Source organism: Vibrio sp. C8 (genome assembly GCF_054051265.1).
The window spans coordinates 118,729-142,240 of record NZ_JBPAOE010000044.1; the positions used below are offsets into that span (position 1 = coordinate 118,729).

Here is a 23,512-nt window from a genome sequence, read left to right on the forward strand (position 1 = left end):
CTGTAGATGTGCGGTGAATGAAAGTGGATATGATTACGCAAACCGCTCAAGACTTCCTGTGCGCTTAGACAAGGGCATTCATGCCCTTGTCTGTTTGCTTCATCATAACCACTTTGATTATTTTAGGATTTCTTACAAAGACAAAAACGTCTTCATTTGTAGCAGAACACGCTCAGCGGTAGGTTTGTCTTCCATCTCTGCGAAAATACGCAGCAAAGGTTCTGTACCTGAGAAGCGGGCAATGACCCAACCGCCATTTTTGAAGTAAACCTTCGCACCATCTTCGTAACTGACTTTTTCAATTTCAAATTCAAAATCTGGCAATTGTTTTTCAACATAAATCTTGTTGTACAGTGCTTGCTTCTCTGAAGCTCTAAATTTGCAGTCACCTTCAGCTGTATAGGCGTAGCCATAACGAGCGTAGATTTCGTCCAGCATTTCAGACAGTTTCTTGCCGGTTACACTGATCATTTCGACCAGTAAGCTGGAAGCAAATACACCATCTTTGCCTTTGATATGACCGCGAATGGTTAAACCACCGGAACTTTCACCGCCTAGCAGAGAATCATCGGCTTCCATTTGTGAGCTAATATGCTTAAAGCCTACGGGAACCTCGAAGCTCTTTTCGTTGTGGTCAGATGCGATTTTATCTAGCAGATGTGTAGTGGCGATATTACGTACCACTGATCCTTTCCAGCCTTTGTATTCAAGCAGGTAGTAATACAGCAGCATCAGTACTTCATTAGGGTGAATGAAGTTACCTTTCTCATCAATGATGCCAAGGCGGTCAGCATCACCATCTGTGCCGATACCAATATCGTAGCCTTCATCTTTAACCAGATGCTGCAAGCGATACAAGGTCGTTGCGTTTGGAGATGGCATCAAGCCACCGAAATCTGGGTTTTTGCCATCGTTGATCACATCCACGTCACAGCGGCCATTGATCAATACTGTTTGCAGCGCATTTTTCGCCACGCCAAACATAGGATCGATTAAAACGCGTAAATTGGCTTTTTTGATCGCTTCAATGTCAATAAAGTCGATGATCGAATCGACAAATTCATTCATTGGGTTGATCGCAATAATCTGTTTATCCAGAATTGCCTGATCAAATTCAACGGATGTAACGTCACTTAACATCAGTGTCGCGATCTGCTGTTCTATCTTCTTCGTGATGATTTCATCGGCATCGCGGCCACCACGAATAAACACTTTTACACCATTGTAGTCGGCTGGGTTATGAGAGGCGGTAATACACGCAGAGTAAGCACAGTCGAGCTGCTTTGCCTTATACATAACCACAGGTGTCGGCACGAATTTGCCAATAAAACTGACGGTAATTCCGTTGCCTGCCAACACTTCTGCAAACCATTTTGCGGCTTTGTCGGAAAGGAAACGGCGGTCATAGCCAATTACAAAACCTTCATTTGCCACATTTTCACTATTGATGATGTTGGCTAATGCTTGGGCTACTAAACGTACGTTGTCTTTGGTGAACTCTTCACCAATAAATGCGCGCCAGCCACCAGTACCAAATTGAATCATGTTCTGTTCTCCATGAATTGACGCTCTAAGCAGCGCCTTAGAGAAAAGGCAGTGAACCAGCATTGATAAACAAACCCTACGTGCCATGGATGGCACGGTTGGAGCTCCATGGATAGGAAGGGCGTGTTTGTGTTCAATGTTGGTTCGCTGATTCTCCGTAGTTAACTTTTATTAACCCATTACCACAGTGATTTGGTTAACGCTGCCTTGTGGTTGCGCGTGGATTGCATCAACCTGCTCGCCATTTACCGTTGTTGACTTAACGCCTTTGCTTACGCCATTCGGGTTTAGCACTTTGATTTGGTAAGTTGCGCCGCGCCATTGACGAGTCACTTCAAATTCCGGCCATGAGGTTGGAATACAAGGGTCAACAATTAAAGAATCAAAGCCAGTACGTACACCAAGGATGTAGTTGGTCGCTGCATAGTAAGCCCAGCCTGATGTTCCGGTTAACCATGGGTGGTTTGCTCGACCATGATCTTGATGATCGCGTCCCATAATGAACTGCACATAGGAGTAAGGCTCAGCAACGCGAGTCTCAATCATATCGTTCTGGTTATATGGGTTAAGAGCGTCATAGAACTCCATCGCTCTGTCACCACGACCTAATTTCGCCTCAGCTACCCAAGCCCAAGGGTTTGGATGAGAGAAAATTGCGCCATTTTCTTTTACGCCTTGATAAACACGAGTCACAAAACCGATATCATCATTCGGCGTTGCGAATGATGGCGCATTGAGGTGTAAGCCGTATGGTGAGAATAGGTATTTGTAGACCGCATCCATGGCTTTTTCACCGCGCTCTTGAGAAACTGCGCCTGATAAAACGGCCAGAGAGTTGGACTCAAGATGCACTTTGCCTTCTACCTGTTCAAAGGTGCCGATCTTGTCGCCATCTTTGGTGAGACCACGGATATACCATTCTCCTTGTCCATCCCATAAGTGAGTTTCACAGGCATCGCGTACACCGTCAGCCATTGCTTGGTATTTGCTTAGCGCCACGCTATCGTTGCGGTAGTTGGCTAATTCAAGGAATGCTTCCAAAGCCCAGAAATGAAGGAAAGAAACCATTGCGGATTCACCGCCGCCTAAGTTCAGACAGTCGTTCCAGTCAGCGCGCAGGCCTTTACAAATCCCCGTTTGTCCGACGTATTCGGCTGAGAAATCCAGAGCTGCCATCATGTGTTGGTAAACTGTTGCGTTACCACCATCAGCATAAGGGATCACTTCATCAATAAAGCCGAAATCACCCGTCTCTTTTACGTAGTTAAGAATGGTTGGCACTATCCATAGATGATCGTCAGAACAGGTATCTTTAATGCCGTGGATCTTATCTTCGTCAGAAGGTGTTGGAACGACGGTAGGTGATTTTGAAGGTTTTACATCAGCTTTCTCTGGATCAAACCAGTCTGGATCGAACAGGTGCAAGCCATAGCCCGCTTTCACTTGCCCACGCAGAAGATCCACTAAACGCTTACGAGTCATCGCTGGGTTCGTATGCGGTACTGAAATCGCATCTTGCGCAGTATCACGATAGCCAAGGCCAGTGCGTCCACCCACTTCAATGAAAGAGGCGAAGCGTGACCACACCACGCAGGTTTCTGCTTGATAGAGTGTCCAAGCGTTCAACATAGTATCTAAGCCTGCATTCGGAGACTTCACTTGGAACTTGTTGCAACGCTCATCCCAGTGTTGTTTGATGCCTGCAAAGGCTTTATCAACTTCGCTTAGGTCTTGATATTTAGCTCTAAGTTTCTCGCCATTACCTTTGCCGACCCCAAGGATGACCGCAAAGCGTACTTTTTCGCCCGGTTGTAGTGTGAATTGCTTATGCAAAGCACCACAGTGGTTGTAGCAGGTTTGCGTGAGGTTAGAGCACTGTCCCTTTTCAACAGCGATTGGATTAGCTTCGTCGCGGTACATGCCTAAGAAGGTATCTCGTTGGCCGTCATAGCTGTCAGCATCGAACGTTGCTGTTAAGTAGTAGTAACCAAGGAAGTCGTCAGTGTTGTAGTAAAGATCGTATTCAATAACGCCATCGTTGTAGTCTGTACCAGCAGAGTAAAGCGACATCTGATGGTTCTGATTGTCCGAAGCGATATGACTGAAAGAGAACTCTACATAGTTAAATGCACTGATAGTCCGAGGGCGATCAGAGGTGTTTTCAATCACTACATCCCAAACTTCCGCATCTTCACCTTTAGGTACAAACAGCGTTTTGCTTGCGGCAATACCGTTGTAATCACATTTAAATTTTGAGTATGACAACCCGTGGCGAACTTCGTAGTTGGCTTGTTCTAAACTCTTTGATACTGGCTGCCAAGAAACAGACCAGAAATCACCAGTTTCGTCGTCACGCAGATAAACATAGTGACCCGGACGATCTTGGGTAAAGTTAGGACGGAATTTGGTGACTCGGTTGTACTCAGGTGAGTGATAAAACGAGTAACCACCTGCGTTGTGAGAGATAACGCTGCAGAATTTTTCCGTTCCCAAATAGTTGGTCCATGGCGCAGGTACGTCTGGACTTGTGATGACGTATTCACGATTATCGTTATCGAAATAGCCGTATTTCATGGTGATTTCCTTTTTCTAAACACTGCGAATAACGCAGTCAATGTCGATGCTAGCGAATTTGAATATGTACTTACTTCCATCTCATGCCTTGGCATGGGAATGGCAAAAATGAATAACGTTATTTCCAAGGAGATCGATAGTGGATCTCCTGTTTGTCCAGCAATGGTAAGTGCCCTTTGAGGCGAGCCAGATAATCAGGCCAGTCACGTAATGAATTCTGTGTCCATCCAGCTTCCGCTAATGCGGTGAGGCGAGGGTAGAGCATGTAGTCCATACGAGATTGGTCATTGATAATTTCGCACCACAGTGCGCTTTGCATGCCTAAGATGCGTTTGCGAATCGGGTGGTCGGCAGGAACTTCAGCCAAAGGTTCGTAGCTGTATGCGCGTTCCAATGGTGTGACACCAGCCCAGGCAACACCGGGTTCTTCTGGCGCATAGTCCTGAACAATATCGAGATAGGTGTACTGACCCGGCTGCAAGATGACATCAAAACCTTGCTTGGCGCAGTCCAGTGCTGCTTGCTCCGAAAGCCAAGAATAGATAACCGTGTCTTTACTGACTTTGTTGCCATGTTGCGCCTCTTCCCAGCCCACCATACGTTTGCCTAAAGAACGTAATTTTTTCTCAACGTAGCGCAGTAAGTGACCTTGCAGCTCTTTGGCATCTTCATAACCATGTTCTGCCATCAACGCCTGACATTTTGGGCTGTTAATCCATACGCCATCAGGGACTTCATCAGCGCCGATATGGAAAAAGTGACTTGGGAACAGAGCGGCGACTTCTTCCAAAACCAGATCCAAAAAGCGATACGTTTCAGGAAGGGCTGGTGATAAAACGTTGTCGCTATAGTTTTGGATACTGCGATATTTAGAGCGATCTTCAGTATCTAACAGCCATTCAGACAGCGAACGGATCGCAGCGCGACAGTGACCCGGAATATCGATCTCTGGAATAACTGTGATTCCTCGCTCTTCGGCAAAAGCGATCACTTGCTTGATCTCTTCTTGGGTGTAATAGCCACCGTGCTGATCGGTGACAGTACTGAACTGAGGACCAATCTCTTTGTCTACACCACGCCAAGCGCCGATATTGGTAAGCTGAGGCAGTGATTTGATCTCAATGCGCCAGCCTTCATCATCGGTGAGATGCCAGTGAAAAGTACTGAATTTGTAGTGAGCCAACTGATTGATCAGACGCTTTACGCGTTCAACCGGATGAAAATGACGAGCGCAGTCGAGCATCATGCCGCGATATTTGAATCGTGGTGCATCGCTGATTTTGACGCACGGAACAACCAAACCGTCTTGTGTGCGTTTAATGAGTTGCAACAGTGTCGCCGAAGCGTGCACAAAACCCACGTGACCGCTGGCTTCTAAGAGTATGCCTTTGGAGTTAACGGTCAGGTGATAGTGTTCTTCATCCAGAATTGGGTTGCTTTGGTAGACTATATCCGCATTGCCAATAGGTTGAGGTTCAAACTCATAAAGCTGTTTGAGTTCTTGTTGCAGCCACGAGGCAGCTTGTTCCGCGTTAGCAGAGTGCAGTGTGATCTGGCTGGTGGATGCCAAAACATAATGTCCGGCCAGCTTTTCAACCTTGTTCGGTTTAGGAATCAAACACAACTCTGCGGCTTCTGTCGCTGGGATCTCACTACGTTCTTGATACGGAGAAGCCAGAACAATCGGAGTGACAGCGACATCGTAGCGAACCGTTGCTTCAGTATGATTGAGCTGTACAAACGCCTCTTTAATTCCGTCACTGTAAAAGCGGAACGGTGCTGTTTTTATGCGAAATTCACAGTAATAGTGACCATTAGCAGGCAATACCGCTTGATGAGGTAATAGACTGCAGAAGCTGCCTACCTGATGAAGTTCGCCATTAGAGACACTGTCAGGCTGGATAAAGCGATCCATGATGAAATGCAATGACCAATCACTTAGATCTTGCTCACTTAAGTTGTGTAGCGTCAGGCCAAAACGGCAATCATTTTTCTGTTCAGAAAGTACCGCAAAGTCAATTCGATAGTTCATCATTAACCCTTAATACAAATTCTCTTAATACAAATTGTGTGCTGGTTTGCCAGCAAACATCAGTGCGCCCTCAATAGCGTCGAACTGAGGAGTAACAATCCATTGTTGAACGGGCGGAGATAGCCAATCCAAAATGCGTTCTGCAATACTGCCCATCAGACAAATTTTCTCTGCCCCTTTGCGGTGTAAAGCATTGAGGAACATTTCGATATCTGCAGCGGTTTGTTGAAGAAGTTCAATCGCCAGAGGATCGTGTTGTTGAGCATGAGAAAAAATGGCTGGAGAAAACTGTCCGTAATCACGAGGTAAAGCCGATTTAGACCATTCGACAATCTGGTCTACATCGTTATCAAAATGCTCCATGACATGCTGACTTAGAGGAGAATGAGGACGAATGCCATCTTGAGTCAGAATGACTTTTTGAATCAGGCTCAGTCCCATCATGGCACCGCTGCCTTGGTCTGAAATTGGAAATTCTCTGCCTCCAACCACATGTTGTTGGCCGTCTTTGAGTAAAATTCCACAAGAGCCAGTACCGGCAATCATAATCGCACCATCATCGCCGTTATGAGCACCGAGACAGGCCCCGTAGGCATCAGTGTTCAAGGTGATAGAAGCGAACGGGTGAGGCTGCTGCATAAAAGCAAACCATGCGGACTTTTGTTCCGCTCCCGCTAAAGCAAGGCCGACATGCATTCTGTGTAAATAGGTTTCATCCAAGCCACCTTGTTTTGCCGCAATGCGAATGGCTTCAGTGATTGAACGCAACGCAATATCTACACCCAGCAGGATGTTGGCGCTGCCACTTTTGCCTTCACCGATGAGGTTGCCGTCAATGTCGCGAATGCGAGCTCGACAAGAGGTACCGCCACCATCAATGCCAACGAAATAATTACTCATAGCTTTGCTCCTTTAGCCGAGCAGAGCTGGTTGTCTTGAAGTGCACAAACTGGCTCATAATTGCCATTAAGTACCAAGCACCATGTGGGATCCATTGTTCTCCCCAGCGCCAGTTTTGCATCATGTCGTCTTTCTGTTTTTCAGGATTGAACGCAATGCCCTGCGGATCATCAAAACCTGCGGTGATGCCATTGCAGACACCACCCTTGGCATTGAAAAAGCCTAGGTGAGGTAAGTAGTCAGGATTGTTGCGTCCATGCCCGTCGAGCATACACATGTCGTATGGGTTTAAGCCTGTAACCCAGTTAAGAGAATTTTGTGCAAAGCTGAGCAACTGGTTTTTTAATTTTTGGTCTTGTAAGTACGGTTGTACTTGATAAGCCATTGCTGCCAGCGAAGCCAGACGGGCATTTTCGCCCTGCCACCAATAGCCAGATTCGTTGTTTTGTGAAATAAAGAATGAGCTACGCTTTTCTCCATCCACGTCTTTAACGTATTGACGTGGGTAGCCGAACGGGTTGCAAACGGATTGAGTAATTGTCAGTTCAAACTGGCAGGCTTGAGCCACGACAGTACCAACCCTTTCTAGTTGCTCTTTGCTCGTTTCAATATCCAGATACTCGCACAAAGCAATGACAGGAAGCCCTGCTTCTGATGCGTGATAGTAAGGACGACTGCCATCGCTGTTGGCAGACCAGAAACCAAGATGATTCTCATCGTTGTGTTGTCTTGCACACAAGCGTTCAGCCCATGCTTGAGCTTCTTGCAAATACTTTTGTTTTGAACTGCTTGAACGATACAACTCGCATGCTGCGAGTAGGGCGCAGTATTCATCAATGATGTTCTCTTCACCGTCATTGAGATAACGGGTATTGCACTCTTTTAAATGCCAATAACCTTTCTCTGCGGCAGCCAGATATTGTTCACGACTGAATTCGCCATCAATATCGCATCTTGCAGCGGCCGCAAGCGCGGCTATTGCCACTCCGCCACCTTGACGAAAGCCGGCTTGATAATCGTTGGATTTGTGACCTTGCTGAGTCTCATAGGCACAGATCTCTCTGCGCTTAATGTCCTTACTCCACTGGTCGAAAACCGTCATATAAAAAAATCCCTCGGAGTGCTGCATACGAACTAAGAAATCAGCACCAAACAACGCCTCTTCCTTAAGGCGAGTGCGAGAAAATGCAGCAAACTCCGAGCGATGGTCTAAAATCGCTAACCCTTTGAATAGGTTCCATACCACAATGGGGGTTTGTTGTGGATTCAAATAGTTAGCGTAAGAAAGGTGACTTAAATATTTGCTAACGTCACCTGAAGCGTCGTACCAGCCACCATGCACATCGGCAGTGGATGATGTGCCTAACAGAGGTACAGACTTATCTTGCTTGTCAAAGATTCCGCCACAGCGTTGTGACTTGAAATAATGCAGCACGTCTGAAAAAGTGCGCTGCATCAGAAGACCCTGAGCAATAGAAAAAACTTCAGATTGCGTACTTTCAGATTGAGAGTTTTCAACACGTAAGTAAAAGCTGCCTTCTCCAGTAAACTGGGAGAAGTCGATACGGTGAAAATATCCGTGATGCCAATTCGCCACTTTACCGTGTCGCTCAACGGTGAGTTGAGCGACAGTTTTATGGCTATAACTGCAAACAAGTTGAGCAAAAGTAGAGTGTAGTTCTGAGGTTTCACTCAAAAGTACCGCCTGCTTTGGTCCAAATGTTTCATAGCCAATGTGGTTGATCAGTAACTGCATTTAGGTCTCCAGTTGCCTTTTGACCAGCACTGCTTAGCAGCGCTGAGCCTTCTTAATACATCAGGTCCGCCCAAGACGAAGGCGAGCCTATTAGTTGTTGTTAAACGCTTAGTTTTCTTAAATTTTTAGTTTTCGTATAAATAGCAACGGACAAAGTGGTTATCTGCCAGTTGGGTTATTGCTGGTAATTGCTCGCGGCACTTGCTGGTGGCGTGAGTACAGCGTCCAGCAAACGGGCAGCCAACCGAAGCGGGTGTCCACAACGGGATCTCACCTTTGTTGCCTTTTAGTTTTTCGTGAATCGATTTTTTTGGATCCGGAACCGCGGATACAAGTAACTGGGTATAAGGGTGTTGCGGATCGTGAATGATCTGCTCGGTATCTCCCCATTCCACCATGTGGCCGACATACATAACGGCCAGATCTTCCGCGATATAACGAGCGGTAGCGATGTCGTGAGTGATATATAGAAGCGACATTTTTTTCTCAAACTTCATCTCTTCCATCAGGTTTAAAACACCAGCACGGATTGATACGTCAAGCATTGAAGTTGGCTCATCAGCCAGTACAACTTCAGCACCAACAGCGATGTTACGTGCTAAGTTGACACGTTGACGCTGGCCACCTGAAAGCTGGTGAGGGTATTTCGCTGCCGTTTCTTTTGGTGGAATTAAGCCCACCTGTTCCAACAGGTCATACACTCGCTCTTGAAGCTCTTTCTTATTGCCCGATTTCACTTTCTTATGAATCAAAAGTGGGCGGGCTATATGGTGGAAAATAGTATGAGTCGGGTTTAGCGAGCCAAACGGATCTTGCCAAACCATTTGTATGCCTTCGCGGTAATGCATGAGGTCTGAACGAGATTTGATCTCTTGAATGTCACGACCTTTGTACTCAATGTTGCCTGAAGTCGGAGCGTACATTTTGGCGATCATTTTAGCGGTAGTGGATTTACCAGAACCGGATTCGCCAACCACGGAAAGTCCACGGCTTTTGTACATCTTGAATGACACGTCGTTGATAGCACGCATCATTGGTTGCTTTAATGTGTTGCTGTTGATCGGGAAGTCTTTAACCAGATTTTTCCCTTCAATTAATAGATTTTCGTTTTGAATATTCATATTTCTTTCCACCCCTAACTTTCGAATAGCGTTGCTGTACACGTCTCAAGCTATAGCTTTACCTGAGCAATCGGCTCACCATAGAGGTGGCAATTGGAGAAACGTCCCAGCTCAATTTGACGCAGCTGAGTCGGAACTTTGGTACAGGTTTCATGGACACGGTCACAACGAGCCTGAAAACGACAACCTTGCGGAATTTCAAGTAAGTTCAGAGGGTTACCTGGAATTCCCGTCAGTTTGGTTTTTGGCCCCGTTAGTGGTGGAAATGAGCTTCCCAGACCTTTGGTGTAAGGGTGGAATGGGCTTTGTAGAATCTCTTTTGAAGGCGCAACTTCAATTAGTTCACCGGAATACATGATGCCAATACGGTCTGAGAACTCGACCATCAGTGACAAGTCATGAGTGATAAACAAAATAGAGAAGCCGAACTCTTCTTTTAGTGCGTAGATCTTTTGCAGAATTTCACGCTGAACCACCACATCAAGCGCTGTGGTTGGCTCATCCATAATGATCATTTTTGGATTAAGCGCTAACGCTATCGCAATCACTAGACGCTGACGCATACCACCAGAAAATTGGTGTGGGTAGTCGTTCAAGCGACTCGGGTGAATATCCACAATTTCCAACAAGCCTTCGGCGCGACGTTTAGCCTGCTCTCTGGTCAAATTGGTATGGCGCATAATCACGTCACAGAACTGCTCTTCCATGGTGAGAACAGGGTTGAGAGCATTCATCGCACTTTGGAACACCATCGACATCTGGCTCCAGCGAAATGACTGCATTTTTTCGTCGCTGTATTGGAGAATGTTTTCGCCATTGAAGATCACTTCGCCACCAGTAATAAACGCAGGCGGCTTATGTAGGCGCATCAACGAGAAGGCAACAGTTGATTTACCACAACCAGATTCACCCGCTAAGCCAAACACTTCGCCTGGTGCGATATCAAAGCTGACGTTGTTACAGGCGCGAACATCGCCTGCATCAGTAATGTAGTCCACGCATAAGTTGCGGATTGAGATAAGTGGTGCTGTCATGTTATTTGTCTCCGCTCCATAGTGCATTTTGAGGTGGTAGGTTAGGCTCACGCTGTGATTTGTCTTGTTGAGCGAGTTTCTTCCAACGCTTCATCCCTTTATGAGAACGCAATTGTGGGTTAGCGATTTCGTCTACCGCGAAGTTAAGCAGTGCCAGACCAGTGACGAGTAACGTCAGTGATAAACATGGAGCTAACAGTTCCCACCAAGCGCCAACCAACATAGATGAAGAGGTTTGCACGTTGTAAAGCATGATGCCCCAACTGATGGTGTTCGGATCGCCCAGACCTAGGAAGGAGATAGTGGCTTCCATCATCACGGCGTACATTACTGAGCCGATAAAGCTTGCGCCGACAATTGAGATAAGGTTTGGCAGGATTTCAACGAAGATGATGCGCCATGAACTCTCACCTAATACTTCAGCCGCTTTTACAAACTCTTTTTCACGCAGTGCAAGTGTCTGAGCTCGAACAACACGGGCGCCCCATGCCCAGGAGGTACACCCGATAATAAGGGAGATGGTCAGTGGGCCAGCTTCACCAATGAAAGCGGCAACCACGAACAGCAACGGGTACTGAGGGATAACCAACATGATGTTCATTGCGGCGGTTAAGAAGTCATCGATTTTTCCACCGAAGTAGCCCGCTGAAACACCAATGATGGTTGCTAGGAAACAAACGGTGATACCCGCTCCAAAGCCTACCGCTAAGGATACGCGTGCGCCGTAAGCAACCTGTGACCATACGTCACGACCCATGCGAGTTGTGCCAAGGGTATGATCCGCTTTTTTCGACATCGTCAGAGTTCTTCTGTCTGTCGCCAAATTTTCAGCAACCCAGCCATTCGGGTCACTTTTAGCGGCTTTCACAACAAACGAAGGGTACTCATGCGGATTGCCTGTACGTTTATCTGGTGCGTGTTTGGTAATCAGCGGTGCAGCAAGTGCGATAAATAAGAATACTGAGAGAATCGCGACACCTATCATGGCGACTCGGTTGCCTGATAACAGTTTCCAAAGTGCTTTCATGATTATTTACCTCCCTTACGTAGACGAGGGTCGAGTACGACATACAGCATGTCTGCGAGCAGGTTAAAGAACAGCATAAACAGAGTCATGATAAGAAGTTGGCCTTGTAGAACTTGGTAGTCACGAGCTGTGATTGCGTTAAACAGCACCGTACCAAGACCTGGGTAGTTGAAAATGATTTCGATAATGAGCTGACCACCGATAGCCATACCTAATGACATCGAAAGCGCAGTGACACTTGGCAATAATGCGTTGCGAGCGGCGTAGTTGAATACAACGCGGTTTTCACTCAACCCTTTGCCTTTCGCCATCGTGATGTAGTCTTCAGCAAGTAGGTTAATCATGTTGTTACGCATGTTGACCAAGAAGCCACCGATTTGAACGATAGAGGCACAGATAAGTGGAAGTATTGCGTGGTAACCGACATCTTTAATGAACTCCCAGCTTGTCCAGTCAGGAATGGTACCTGCAGTGTAGGCATAGCCGGTTGGGAACCACTTTAAGCCGATAGCAAAAATGAACATGGCCAGCATGGCGATAACCACTTGTGGAACCGCTTGAATGACGAGCATTCCCGGTGTGATGAATGTGTCGTAACGACTACCGCGTTTCCATGCGGCAAAGATGCCGAGAACTGAGCCGATTGAGAAAGAGATAATGACGGCAGTACCGGCAAGGAAAAGTGACCAGCCAAATGCACCTCCTAAAAGCTCGTTAACGCTCAGAGGATAGAACTTAATTGAAGTACCTAGCTCCCAGCTAAAGATACTTTTCATGTAAACGGCGTATTCTACGTACCAAGGTCCACCAACGAATCCAAGTAACTCCTTCATTGCGGCGATACGTTCAGGCGTGACTTGCACTGTCGCGTTAGCAAACATCATGGTAACTGGGTCACCAGGCATTGCTCGTGGAATAATGAAATTGATCGTTGCCGCTACAAGTAGCGCGGCGAAATAAAATGACAAACGTCTTAAAAAATAACCCATAACTTACACCTTACTCACCCGATATTTGTTTACGTGCTAGCGAAATTTAGAGCGAGAAATCCCCTGACGCATGACGCCATCTGTTTTTCAAATAGAGGGGGATTTAAATAGGCGGCGTACAGAGTACGCCGCAAAGAACTAACGTTTACTTAACTGGTTTTAGGTCCAGTACGTGAAGTAGACGTTCTGGGATACCAGCCCATACACTTGGACGACCTTTCGCGTTGTCTTCGTTCCACCAACCAGTGAATCGAGTAGTGTTGTACTGGTACATCCACGCGCCCGACAATACAGGGATAGTCACTTGGTTTTCAGCGATGATCTTCTGAATACCGTGCGCAATTTCTACTTGCTTGTTCTTATCTGCTGTTTTGTAGAAGCTATCAAGTAGTCCGTCTAGCTTGTCGTTTTTGTAGAAGTGCATCGCAAAGCGAGGCATACCTTCACCAACTTGACGTGCAGAGTTGTAACCATCATTCCAGTAGGTATAAGGATCTGCACCGTGGAAGTAGTTGGTGTACGCTACATCGTAAGTACCTTTCAGCATTGCTTCGTTGTATACAGCAAATTCTGGTGTACGAGCTTTCGCTTGAATACCAATTTCATTGAGCTGTTCTACTGCAAGTTGTACTGTGTTGTTGAAATCAGTCCAACCATTTGGAGATTGAATCAGCAATTCAAAAGATTTACCTGAAGGTGTATCGACAAAGCCGTCACCGTTCACGTCTTTAAAGCCAGCTTTCGCTAATAGCGCTTTTGCACCTTCAGCATTGTAAGTGTTAAAGCCTTTGTACTTGTTGTGTACTTCTTCATCAGACCAAGCTTCAAATGCATAACCTAAACCTGAAGCGAAGTCGTTCACTGTACCGCCACCGTAGAATGCGATGTCGATAATGGTTTGACGGTCAATCGCCATAGAGAATGCGCGACGGAAATCTACATTGTTCAGAGCTTCTTGTTTTGCTGGATCTGGGTTTTTGAAGTTAACCACAAACGCTTGAGTACCAGATGCTGGGTACCAGTAATGGTGGTTAGGACTTGCTGCTGCGTAAGTGCGATCAATGTCAGGAATGAATGATGAAGTCCAATCCAGCTCAGAGTTCACGACTTTACCTAATAGTTGATCGTTGTTTGCGATTTGTGGAACGCGTAAACAGTCAACTTCTAGGTTTGCTGCATCCCAGTAGTTAGGGTTACGGCACTGAATGTAAAGTTGCGGAGTGAAGGTGTCGATTTCAGTAAACGGACCAGTACCAACAGGGTTTTCATTGGTGAAAGTGGTAGGTTCTTTGACATCTTTCCAGATGTGCTCAGCTACGATCGGAACAAGCGAAATTTCGTATGGTACGTTTGAGTTCGCTTCAGTCAGTTCGAAGCGTACGGTGTATTCATTTACTTTCTCTACACTCTTAACCCATTTGTTGATACCGCGTTGGTCAAGCTCCGGTTTATTCTTCAGTAATTGGTAAGAAAATAGGATGTCATCTGCAGTAAACGCTTGGCCATCAGACCATTTCACGCCTTTACGAACGTTAAATGTCACGCTCATTAAGTCGTCAGCCATTTTGTAGCTTTCTGCAAGACGCATCACCGGAGTGTTGCCTTTCATCTCGTTGAAAACCACTAATGGCTCATAGATGAAATCTGTGGTTGTACGTAGGTTTGTTGCTAAGTACGGGTTGAAGTTACGAACCATAGTTGGGTAGAAATCAGGGACTATGGTTAGCTCACTGCGTGCTAATGCAGGAGCTGAGACGCTAAGTGCTCCAGCGATAACGGCTGTTGCGAGTGCTGTCTTTTTAATATTGGCAAGCATAGCTGTTCCTTACTGTTTGCTTCATTTCACGAATGGATATGAATGTCATCATGGGATGAACAATTTCCAAAGGTTTACCTCATATTGAGTTCCACCAGCGGAGGAGCAGGGGGAATATGAGTGGCCTGTAAACCGTTGGCTGAGGTAAGAAAACACTTTGTTCTAACATTTAGCAATTCCATTTCTCGTTAAAAACGTCAAAACACACTCATTCTCCGTCATTAACGTCAAAACCCGCTGTGGTTGATGATGTTTTAACCGTTTTCTCTCAGTGTTAAAATCTTATAAATTTCATATTTTTTTGCTTTATTGTTAGTGTTTACTTACCTTTCTTGCTTTGATTTTATTATTGATTTTTCACTTCTCAATAAAGTGAGATAATTGTCACTACCACTTTCCCCCGTTAATTTGTCTTCATAAATTAATTCTGGCAAATTGTTGTGATTCAAATCCCACGACCAAACAAATTGTTCTTTTTTAACTATCATTAGGTGCTTTTTCGGGCTGTAAGTGGGAGTGTTCTAACGACAATAGCTAAAAATAAACGCATTAATTTTCTTCATAAATTAACTTAAGTGAAACGTGTTTATGACTTGGTTAAGTTTGAACACTTTCCAATCATTGAGTCAGGAACGCCTCTAAATAGCGCTGAAGGCTACTTTTGCAGAGTCGTTGACTCATAGCTCAGAACCTTACAAAAGAAGGGGAGAATGGGTAGGAAGCTTTAACTAACACGCACAAAAAAGCCCACGTTAGTGGGCTATTAGAGTTGATGATTCCCGCGGTTAATGGTGTTACATGGCAGCGATAAGTTTCTGCAACTTGTTACGCAGGGCTTCAAGGTGAATTCGTTCTGATCCCGGCTCATTGTGATGCTCAAGGATGTAATCGAGCGAGTTTAGTACGGTACGCCAACGTGGTGTTTTCGGCAGCGTTTCGATACGTAGATACTTGTCGAGTGTACGTGTTTGCAATGTACTTCTGTCCAAGTAAACACGCCACAGTCCGCTTTGTTCTGCAAAAGTGAACTTGGTTTGGCCGGGAGCTTTCTCCCAGTAGTTGAGTGCGTTTGTCATCGCATCAACAAGTACTGAGCGCATAAGCTCTTGCTTGGATTGATTATCGCCTTCTGCTTTATCTGCAATTCTGGTGAACTCTCCGCCCAATTCTTTAAGTTGCTGCAGTCTTTCCTTATCACCACTAAACGCATAACTTGATAGAGCATCAATCGCCGTTTCCAAGTTATGTATTCTTTGTACGCTCTGAGCACCACCGACATTTAAAATGTAAATTGCCTGCATACCAGAGCCTTTAGGCAGTTTTAGAATATCTGCTGGTAAATGAAGACGCGAATCACCAACAAATATATCGACTTCGCCGCAATAGTGTTGTTGAGTAATGTTGATATGCTTATGGGAAAACAGCTCTTCAGCACTTGAGCGTTTTAGTTGCTCCTGTGTTCGTTTAAACAGTCTCGATGCTGCTTGGTTGGCGAACAGAACTTTGTTGTTTTCTTTGAGACATACAATCGCTTCTGGTGCAGATTCTAGCTGTTCCAACAATCGTTCTTGTGTTTCGAGCAAATCTGCCTCGACGACATTTCTCTGCTTGAGTTCGTTTTGTAGTTCAAGATTTTCCAATCGTCTTTGTTCTGCTTGACTTGCTGCCATATGAGCATGAATGCGCGCCGCTAACTCTTTTTTATTAAACGGCTTAGATAGATAGTCATTCGCACCCGCAGCAAATCCTCTCAAACGATCTTCTGTTTGATTCAGCGCAGTAAGCATGATGATAGGTAAATCGGTGAGGCTGTATTTTTCTCTCAGCTTTTCACACACTTGGTAACCGCTCATGCCCGGCATCATAATATCGAGCAGCAGTAGCTCTGGTCTCTCGTTCTCAACAGCCCTTAGCACTTCGTTACCATCAGCAACGGTACGTACGCGATAACCTTCCAATCGCAAGAAGCTGTCCAGTATTCTCAGGTTTACAGGTTCGTCATCGGCAACCAGCAGTAAAGGTCCGTCACTGTTCTCCGGCAAATTGCTGGTATCGGGCAACTCAACCTCTCCAACTTCAACTACTTGGTAGTGAGGCTGTTCAGTCAGTCTCGCGCGCTCAATATCCTTTGTAGAAGCAATAGGCAACGTGAAGCTAAATGTTGTTCCAACCAGTGGCTGGCTGCTGACATAAAGGGTGCCGTTCATCAGTTCAATCAGTTGTCGGCTAATTGATAAGCCTAATCCTGAACCTTGGCGATAGCGGTTAGTTTCGACGGTTCCTTGAATTAGCGGCTCAAAGATATGTTCCAATTGTTCTGCTGGAATGCCCTGACCAGTATCAACAACTTGGACACGAATCTGATCATCAATTTGAGAGGCTGAGATAACAATTTTGCCTTCCGACGTATATTTGATCGCGTTACCAATCAGGTTATACAGCACTTGCTCTAAACGCTGCGGATCGGCGAAGACCCAGAATTGATTATCTGATATTTGATTGATGATCCGAATAGGCTTCTTACCGAGCAAGTGGTTAGAAAGTTCTAACACTAAACGTGTTGAACTGGACAGATCTACCGCATCACTCTGTATATCGAGATTGCCATAACGCATTTTGTGGTAATCAAGTAAGTTATCAACCAAGCGAGCAAGACGTTGTCCGCTGGTGGCGATGATATCAAGTTGATATTTGTGATCAGAAGTAATTGGGCCGTTAGCACCAGATATTAAGGCTTCGGCAATACCAATCATTCCGTGTAATGGAGTTCTCAGCTCGTGAGAGGTGGTAGCAAGAAACTCATCTTTTAGTTTGTTTGCAAGCTGCAGTTCATCGTTTTGCTTGCGAATGATTTGGATGTTTTTTTCTAATTCACTATTTTGCGATTTGATGAGTTGAATTTTTTCGCGTATAGACCTCTGCATGCGTTCAAAACTGACAGCAAGACGGCCAATTTCATCTTTACGCTCGGTGTTAATCATACTTTCATCGAGATCGCCTGCCGATGCACGTTCAGCTGCCCACGTTAGCCTTAACAGTGGTGAAGTAATGAAGTTTGAAAGCATGTGTGACGCGATAACCACTAGCACGATGGCGGTAAGCATGGCAAAAATGAACAGTTTTTCTAACTGGTTTACTCGTGCAAACGCCTCTTTTTCTGGCAGCTCTACGACAATAGCCCAATGTGTGCTATTGAGGTTAATTGGAGCATAAGCAGCGATGTTCTTCTCACCAACGGCATCGGTGTAAGTGCCTACATCGTGCTTGCCAGATAAGGCTAAGCTAATGACTTCACGGCTTTTATCTATATCGTCTTGTAGGTAAGAAAGTGTACGCGAGCGGTGATCCTGGCCAACAAGAAGTGTCTGCATTGGTGAGTTTTTGCTATCCGCTATGAGCTTGGTTATCCCTTTGTTTGGCAGGCGGAACATCGCGTAGCTATGTAGATAGCCTTGCTGGATAATTGGTGCGCCAAACCAAGCGTACTGTTGTCCGTTTTCTTCAATAAAATCGGATTGAATGACAGGGGTAAAATCCTCGTTGGTTTCTCGGTGTTCGGAAACGGATTTTTCCAAGCGCTGAAAGGTTTGACCTAAGTTCGCATCTTTGAATTTTCCGCTAAACAGGTTGGTACCGAACTCTTCATTTTTATTGATCGAATAAGTGACGTTACCTTGTAAATCGACCAGTAAAATATCATCGAAATCAGAGCGTTTGAGCAATTCCATGTATGCCCAATGATAGCGTTTATGCAAAAGGCGGTAGCGCTCACTGCCAACATAACTGCTGGATTGAGGTAACACAGAAGTTTTAACTTGATCTCCGGAACCTAATATATAGCGTTGTTGAGCATTCTCTCTGGCTTGTTCAATGTTCTCGCCCAAACGTGTAAAAGCATTGACGAGGCCATAAAATCGTCCACCACTGGCGTAAGCGAGCTCTGAACGGACAAAGCCCATAACCTCGGACTCTTTAGCGTTGAGATAGTCGATAACTTGCTGTTGCTTGGTGTCTCGAACTGACAGAAGGTGAGAGGTACTTTGTTCTTGGAGATCATCAATATGAGACTTCAGGAAGAAAATAGCCGTGACAGTCAGTGGTGTAATGCTGAGCACCAGAAAGGCCAGCATCAAGGTGTTTTGTAAGCGTTTAAACTTTTGCCTGCGATAAAACCTGAACATATCAAAGAGAATTCTTTCAATGAAACTTGCAGGAAAACCTGCAAGTTGTGTGATTGAGTAAAAACGGGTTACGCAGAAGTTAACAAGTTTTTTTTCTTTGACAAGTAAGTCCCACTTAAAGCGTGGACATAGGCTCACTTTTAGTTAATTTGTAACCAAGTGTTAGGATTTTTTTGCGTGATAAATAGCGAATTTGTTGGTCTTATTTAACGTCTCGCAATTACCTAATGATTGTTCAATAATCGGTTGGTATTTCAAGAAACTATTAGCTACAACGAACAGTTCACCTTTATTGGTTAAATAGCTCGGTGCTTTCTCTAATAAGGTTTCTGTTGCGTTATAGCTGGTGTCTAACCCAGCATGAAAAGGAGGGTTAGTGACGATGAAGTTATAGTCTAACGCAGTATCTGAGTAGATATCTGATGCGAATACACGACCGGATAAATGGTTGGCTTTCAGTGTTTCTTCACTTGAGCGCACAGCCAACGCACTAATATCACACATTTCCAGTTGAATATCCTTGTTCAAAGTTGCCATCACGCAGCCAAGAACACCGGCTCCGCAACCAAAATCAAGCACTTTACCACTGAGATTCGGCAAGGTGTCCAGCAGTAATCGACTGCCCAGATCAAACTCACCATGGCTGAATACGCCAGGCAAGCTACGAATGGTAAGTTCATGTTCTTGATATTGAACGGTATAAGACTTGAACCAGTCTTCGATGTGGAAAGCTTTTGGCTGTTCTAAACATTGCCCCCAATAGAAAGAGCAACGGCGGGCAGAATCGAACTTTGTCACACTGCCATAATCTGCAAACATCTTCTCGATGCTTTTTACACCAGAGCGGTTTTCGCCGACCACGACGATCTCTGTATTTACTCCAAGTTTTGCCATCAACATAGCAAGCAGATATTCCGCTTCCATCTTTGCTTTTGGCCAGTAGATAAGCACCATATCTGCATCGATATCGCCTTCTAGCTCAGCACCAAAATGGACGCTAATCGCTGATTTCGATTTAAGCTGACGATAGTAGCCATAGTTGGTGGTAAACACAGAAACTGAAACACAGTGCTTGGCAAGTTCGACAGGAAACAGATCTTCAGCTTCACCTGCTACAAGTACTTTTTTATTCTCAAAGTATGCAAGCTGGCGTTGAGCAATTTGGCTTGGGGTAATGTAATTAGACATTTAGAGCCTGTTATCTTTTAGGTTCAATTAAGCTAGGTTCAATTTTGGAGCCGATTCTCGCATAGTCGGCTCCAAGCATGAAGCTTTTTAGCTGCTGTCTTGGTTATCGAGGAAGTTGTGGAACTCTTCTTCGTAAATATTAAACAGTACGATGGCGATCGCGAAGATCAGTGGACCATAAATAAGACCAATCAAACCAAACAGCTGAATACCACCCAGTAGAGAGAAGAAGATCATCAGAGTGTTCATTCCCGCACTGCCTTGCATCAGGAAAGGTCTGAGTAAGTTGTCGATAGAGCCGACAATGGCAACGCTCCATACCGTAAGGAAGATAGCCCAAGTAGTCTCACCCGTAAGGAATAGATACGTCGCGGTTGGGATCCAGATGAGCGCGGTACCGACAACAGGAATAAACGACGCAAACCCCATCATTGTTCCCCAGAATAACCCCGGAAAACCTGCTAACCACATACCAATACCACCAGCAACGCCCTGAGCGATCGCTGTAAGGAAAGATCCCATAACTGCTGATTTGGACACGCTTTCAATCTCATCCAGCAAGCGATCTTCTTGGCTGCGAGACAACGGTAATATGTGACGAATGGTTGAGATGATCTTTTCTCTGTCTCTTAGCAAGAAGAACAGAACAAATAGCATCAAGAAGAAGCTCATAATAAAACTTGTCGCATCACCTAAAATTTTGGCGCTGATACCAACCAGATTAGTGCCAAAGCTGGTGGCGAACTGTGCAATTTTCTGCGCGATTTGTTGTGGGTTAATACCATCAAAAGGTAAATACTGATTAGCGAAAGCGAGTCCTTTAATCACCAAAGGATGGTTAAATAGAGTCTGAATGCCGCCATGGGTGACCCACTGATAAACATTCTGAGAAAACTTGGATCCTTGCTGAACGATCGCCGCAAATACGAAAAGCAGCGGAATGACAATAATAAATGTCAGAATAATGCAGGAAAGCAATGATGAGATGTTTCTATGTGTGGGCATCATGTTGTCTAATTTTTCATGCAGTGGAAGCATGAGCATGGAAATAATGAATGCCATCACAATTGAATTGATATAGGGTTCTACGAGTAAGTAACAAGCGAAGCCAGCGACAAGCAGGGCAATAACAAGAACCCAATGACTGGATGAAATTTTGATTTTTTCTGGCACTTTTGGCTGTCCTTGGAATCAAATAAGTATGTTTATAATGGCTGTAATTCAGTCAGTTAGCAATGAAGAGGGTTATATGGGATGTTGCAATGATGAGAAGTGTTGCGAAACTAAGAATGTAAGACGTCGCAGAATTTCATGGATTGGCGTTGTTGTCACCGTTCTAGTTGTACTTGTTATTGCCAACTGGAAATAAAATAAGGCTGCCAAAGCAGCCTTATTTTTCAAACGGGTTATGCGTTATTTTGCTTCAGCTGCAATAACTGCTAAACAGTGATCCGCTGCTTCAAGTGTCGCTTCGATTTCTCTTGAACCGTGAGCCAAAGAAGTAAAGCTTGCTTCAAATGCAGATGGTGCAAGGTAAACACCTTTATCCAGCATTAAGTGGAAGAAGCGCTTAAAACGTTCGATATCACATTTAGTCACGTCTTCGTAGCAAGTAATGCTTTCCTGGTCAGTGAAGAAGAAGCCAAACATACCACCCACTTGGTTCACAACCATTGGGATTCCATGTTTATCTGCAAGGTATTTAAAACCGTCAGCCAATTGCTTAGTTTTAAACGCAAGGCGTTTCTCGTTACCTTCTTCTTTTAACAGACTTAGACACGCAAGACCCGCAGCCATTGCCACTGGGTTACCCGACAAAGTACCAGCTTGGTATACAGGGCCTGTTGGTGCGATGAATTGCATTACATCTTTACGACCACCAAATGCGCCGACAGGCATACCGCCACCAATTACTTTACCTAAAGTTGTTAAATCAGGCTTGATATTGTAATGAGCTTGAGCGCCACCTAATGCAACGCGGAAGCCTGTCATTACTTCATCAAAAATCAACAATGCGCCTTCTTGGTCACAGATTTCACGTAGACCTTCGTGGAAGCCTTCCACTGGTGGAATACAGTTCATGTTGCCCGCAACAGGTTCAACGATGATACATGCAATTTCACCTTTATTTGCAGTGAACAGTTCGCGAACTGATTCAAGATCATTAAAGCGTGCAGTTAATGTGTGTTTTGCAAAATCAGCAGGAACACCAGGGGAGCTTGGTTGACCCAGCGTCAATGCACCTGAGCCCGCTTTTACTAATAAGCTGTCAGCATGACCGTGGTAACAACCTTCAAACTTGATGATCTTGTCACGACCAGTGAAACCTCGCGCTAGGCGAATCGCACTCATGGTCGCTTCTGTACCAGAGCTCACCATACGTAGTTGTTCCATTGAAGGAACTAACTCCGATACTAGTTCAGCCATCGTGATTTCTATTTCAGTTGGGGCGCCGAAACTCAGACCACGGTTTGCCGCGTTGATCACTGCTTCACGGATAACTGCGTGGTTATGACCAAGAATCATAGGTCCCCAAGAACCTACGTAATCAATGTATGCCTTACCATCAGCATCAAAGATGAATGCGCCGTCTGCTCGCTCAATAAAAATTGGAGAGCCACCAACGCCGTTAAACGCACGAACAGGAGAGTTAACGCCGCCAGGAATCTTTGATTGAGCTTTGTTATAGAGATCAGCTGATTTGGTCATGGAATCTTCCTCTTTATTATGTCTCGGACCAAGTTGCTGTGCATTGTACGCTTGTGAATGCAGAGGTGAAATGTTTTAACTAAATTTCTGACTCTTCTCACTGAGTTATATTGTTTAATCAGCAAAAATGGAGCACATCATTTCTGAAGACACTGAACTAAGTATCGGTGAATACTTGAACGTATAGGTCAGGTATTAGATAATCGCCGCATTATCAAAAAAGAGTCATGTCCATCAGATTGATATAGTGAATAATATCTGGTGTACATTTACGCGACTGAGAGAGGTCATTGTGAGTGATGTAAATGTACCGTTATCCTTTTCGGATGCAGCAGCAACACGTGTTAGAGCGTTGATTGCTGAAGAAGAAAACCCGGCACTGAAACTACGTGTGTATATTACAGGTGGTGGTTGTAGTGGCTTCCAATACGGATTCACATTTGACGAGAATGTAAATGATGGAGACACCACAATCGAAAATAGCGGAGTAACCCTAGTGGTTGACCCTATGAGTCTGCAATATCTGATTGGCGGAGTGGTTGATTATACTGAAGGGCTGGAAGGTTCCCGCTTTTTTGTAAACAATCCAAACGCAACAACCACATGTGGTTGCGGTGCATCGTTTAGTGTTTAACTAATG

The 23,512-nt window shown here is 45.1% G+C and carries 15 protein-coding genes; 1 reads left to right on the top strand and 14 read right to left on the bottom strand.

Features of this window, described 5'->3' with window-relative positions; translation table 11 throughout:
* Positions 1 to 132 precede the first annotated feature (132 nt).
* From ACRQQK_RS16060 to hemL, 14 genes are all read right to left on the bottom strand, one after another.
* Positions 133 to 1,545 carry a phosphoglucomutase/phosphomannomutase family protein gene (locus ACRQQK_RS16060; RefSeq protein ID WP_457513023.1) on the bottom strand — a complete coding sequence of 471 codons (1,413 nt, stop codon included), beginning with the start codon at positions 1,543 to 1,545 and terminating at the stop codon, positions 133 to 135.
* 171 nt (positions 1,546 to 1,716) lie between these two features.
* Complete coding sequence (locus tag ACRQQK_RS16065) at positions 1,717 to 4,119, bottom strand: GH36-type glycosyl hydrolase domain-containing protein (RefSeq protein WP_457513025.1); 2,403 nt, start codon at positions 4,117 to 4,119, stop codon at positions 1,717 to 1,719.
* A 118-nt stretch (positions 4,120 to 4,237) separates the two neighbouring features.
* Positions 4,238 to 6,151, bottom strand: coding sequence for a beta-N-acetylhexosaminidase (locus ACRQQK_RS16070; protein ID WP_457513027.1), 1,914 nt, complete (start codon positions 6,149 to 6,151; stop codon positions 4,238 to 4,240).
* 24 nt (positions 6,152 to 6,175) lie between these two features.
* Positions 6,176 to 7,051 carry an N-acetylglucosamine kinase gene (locus ACRQQK_RS16075; protein WP_171138233.1) on the bottom strand — a complete coding sequence of 292 codons (876 nt, stop codon included), beginning with the start codon at positions 7,049 to 7,051 and terminating at the stop codon, positions 6,176 to 6,178.
* Complete coding sequence (locus tag ACRQQK_RS16080; RefSeq protein ID WP_457513029.1) at positions 7,044 to 8,807, bottom strand: glycoside hydrolase family 9 protein; 1,764 nt, start codon at positions 8,805 to 8,807, stop codon at positions 7,044 to 7,046. Before ACRQQK_RS16080 ends, ACRQQK_RS16075 begins: the two co-directional genes overlap by 8 nt.
* Positions 8,808 to 8,932: 125 nt before the next feature.
* Positions 8,933 to 9,928 carry an ABC transporter ATP-binding protein gene (locus ACRQQK_RS16085; protein WP_042484453.1) on the bottom strand — a complete coding sequence of 332 codons (996 nt, stop codon included), beginning with the start codon at positions 9,926 to 9,928 and terminating at the stop codon, positions 8,933 to 8,935.
* 50 nt (positions 9,929 to 9,978) lie between these two features.
* Positions 9,979 to 10,962 carry an ABC transporter ATP-binding protein gene (locus tag ACRQQK_RS16090; RefSeq protein ID WP_457513031.1) on the bottom strand — a complete coding sequence of 328 codons (984 nt, stop codon included), beginning with the start codon at positions 10,960 to 10,962 and terminating at the stop codon, positions 9,979 to 9,981.
* Between the two features lies 1 nt (position 10,963).
* Complete coding sequence (locus ACRQQK_RS16095; protein ID WP_102968083.1) at positions 10,964 to 11,989, bottom strand: ABC transporter permease; 1,026 nt, start codon at positions 11,987 to 11,989, stop codon at positions 10,964 to 10,966.
* 2 nt (positions 11,990 to 11,991) lie between these two features.
* Entirely contained in the window at positions 11,992 to 12,978 is a 987-nt protein-coding gene (locus ACRQQK_RS16100) for an ABC transporter permease (protein WP_102968084.1), read from the bottom strand.
* Positions 12,979 to 13,123: 145 nt separating this feature from the next.
* Positions 13,124 to 14,794 carry an ABC transporter substrate-binding protein gene (locus ACRQQK_RS16105; protein ID WP_457513034.1) on the bottom strand — a complete coding sequence of 557 codons (1,671 nt, stop codon included), beginning with the start codon at positions 14,792 to 14,794 and terminating at the stop codon, positions 13,124 to 13,126.
* A 794-nt stretch (positions 14,795 to 15,588) separates the two neighbouring features.
* On the bottom strand, positions 15,589 to 18,975 hold the full coding sequence (locus tag ACRQQK_RS16110; protein WP_457513036.1) for an ATP-binding protein: 3,387 nt from the start codon (positions 18,973 to 18,975) through the stop codon (positions 15,589 to 15,591).
* 162 nt (positions 18,976 to 19,137) lie between these two features.
* Positions 19,138 to 20,163 (bottom strand): 16S rRNA (guanine(1207)-N(2))-methyltransferase RsmC, encoded by a 1,026-nt coding sequence (gene rsmC, locus ACRQQK_RS16115; RefSeq protein ID WP_457513038.1) that lies wholly within the window; start codon positions 20,161 to 20,163, stop codon positions 19,138 to 19,140.
* Positions 20,164 to 20,250: 87 nt separating this feature from the next.
* Complete coding sequence (locus ACRQQK_RS16120; RefSeq protein ID WP_457513040.1) at positions 20,251 to 21,336, bottom strand: AI-2E family transporter; 1,086 nt, start codon at positions 21,334 to 21,336, stop codon at positions 20,251 to 20,253.
* Between the two features lie 240 nt (positions 21,337 to 21,576).
* Positions 21,577 to 22,872 carry a glutamate-1-semialdehyde 2,1-aminomutase gene (hemL, locus tag ACRQQK_RS16125; RefSeq protein ID WP_457513042.1) on the bottom strand — a complete coding sequence of 432 codons (1,296 nt, stop codon included), beginning with the start codon at positions 22,870 to 22,872 and terminating at the stop codon, positions 21,577 to 21,579.
* Positions 22,873 to 23,164: 292 nt separating this feature from the next.
* On the opposite strand from hemL, the gene erpA reads away from it, so the two are divergent.
* The gene (gene erpA, locus ACRQQK_RS16130) at positions 23,165 to 23,506 is read left to right on the top strand and encodes an iron-sulfur cluster insertion protein ErpA (protein ID WP_042484430.1); all 342 of its coding nucleotides are present in this window, start codon (positions 23,165 to 23,167) and stop codon (positions 23,504 to 23,506) included.
* Positions 23,507 to 23,512 lie beyond the last annotated feature (6 nt).

Bases quoted from the DNA above. Each gene is read 5' to 3' on its own strand.
- ACRQQK_RS16060 (WP_457513023.1), bottom strand. From the start codon at position 1,545: ATGATTCAATTTGGTACTGGTGGCTGGCGCGCATTTATTGGTGAAGAG.
- ACRQQK_RS16065 (WP_457513025.1), bottom strand. From the start codon at position 4,119: ATGAAATACGGCTATTTCGATAACGATAATCGTGAATACGTCATCACA.
- ACRQQK_RS16070 (WP_457513027.1), bottom strand. From the start codon at position 6,151: ATGAACTATCGAATTGACTTTGCGGTACTTTCTGAACAGAAAAATGAT.
- ACRQQK_RS16075 (WP_171138233.1), bottom strand. From the start codon at position 7,051: ATGAGTAATTATTTCGTTGGCATTGATGGTGGCGGTACCTCTTGTCGA.
- ACRQQK_RS16080 (WP_457513029.1), bottom strand. From the start codon at position 8,807: ATGCAGTTACTGATCAACCACATTGGCTATGAAACATTTGGACCAAAG.
- ACRQQK_RS16085 (WP_042484453.1), bottom strand. From the start codon at position 9,928: ATGAATATTCAAAACGAAAATCTATTAATTGAAGGGAAAAATCTGGTT.
- ACRQQK_RS16090 (WP_457513031.1), bottom strand. From the start codon at position 10,962: ATGACAGCACCACTTATCTCAATCCGCAACTTATGCGTGGACTACATT.
- ACRQQK_RS16095 (WP_102968083.1), bottom strand. From the start codon at position 11,989: ATGAAAGCACTTTGGAAACTGTTATCAGGCAACCGAGTCGCCATGATA.
- ACRQQK_RS16100 (WP_102968084.1), bottom strand. From the start codon at position 12,978: ATGGGTTATTTTTTAAGACGTTTGTCATTTTATTTCGCCGCGCTACTT.
- ACRQQK_RS16105 (WP_457513034.1), bottom strand. From the start codon at position 14,794: ATGCTTGCCAATATTAAAAAGACAGCACTCGCAACAGCCGTTATCGCT.
- ACRQQK_RS16110 (WP_457513036.1), bottom strand. From the start codon at position 18,975: ATGTTCAGGTTTTATCGCAGGCAAAAGTTTAAACGCTTACAAAACACC.
- rsmC (WP_457513038.1), bottom strand. From the start codon at position 20,163: ATGTCTAATTACATTACCCCAAGCCAAATTGCTCAACGCCAGCTTGCA.
- hemL (WP_457513042.1), bottom strand. From the start codon at position 22,872: ATGACCAAATCAGCTGATCTCTATAACAAAGCTCAATCAAAGATTCCT.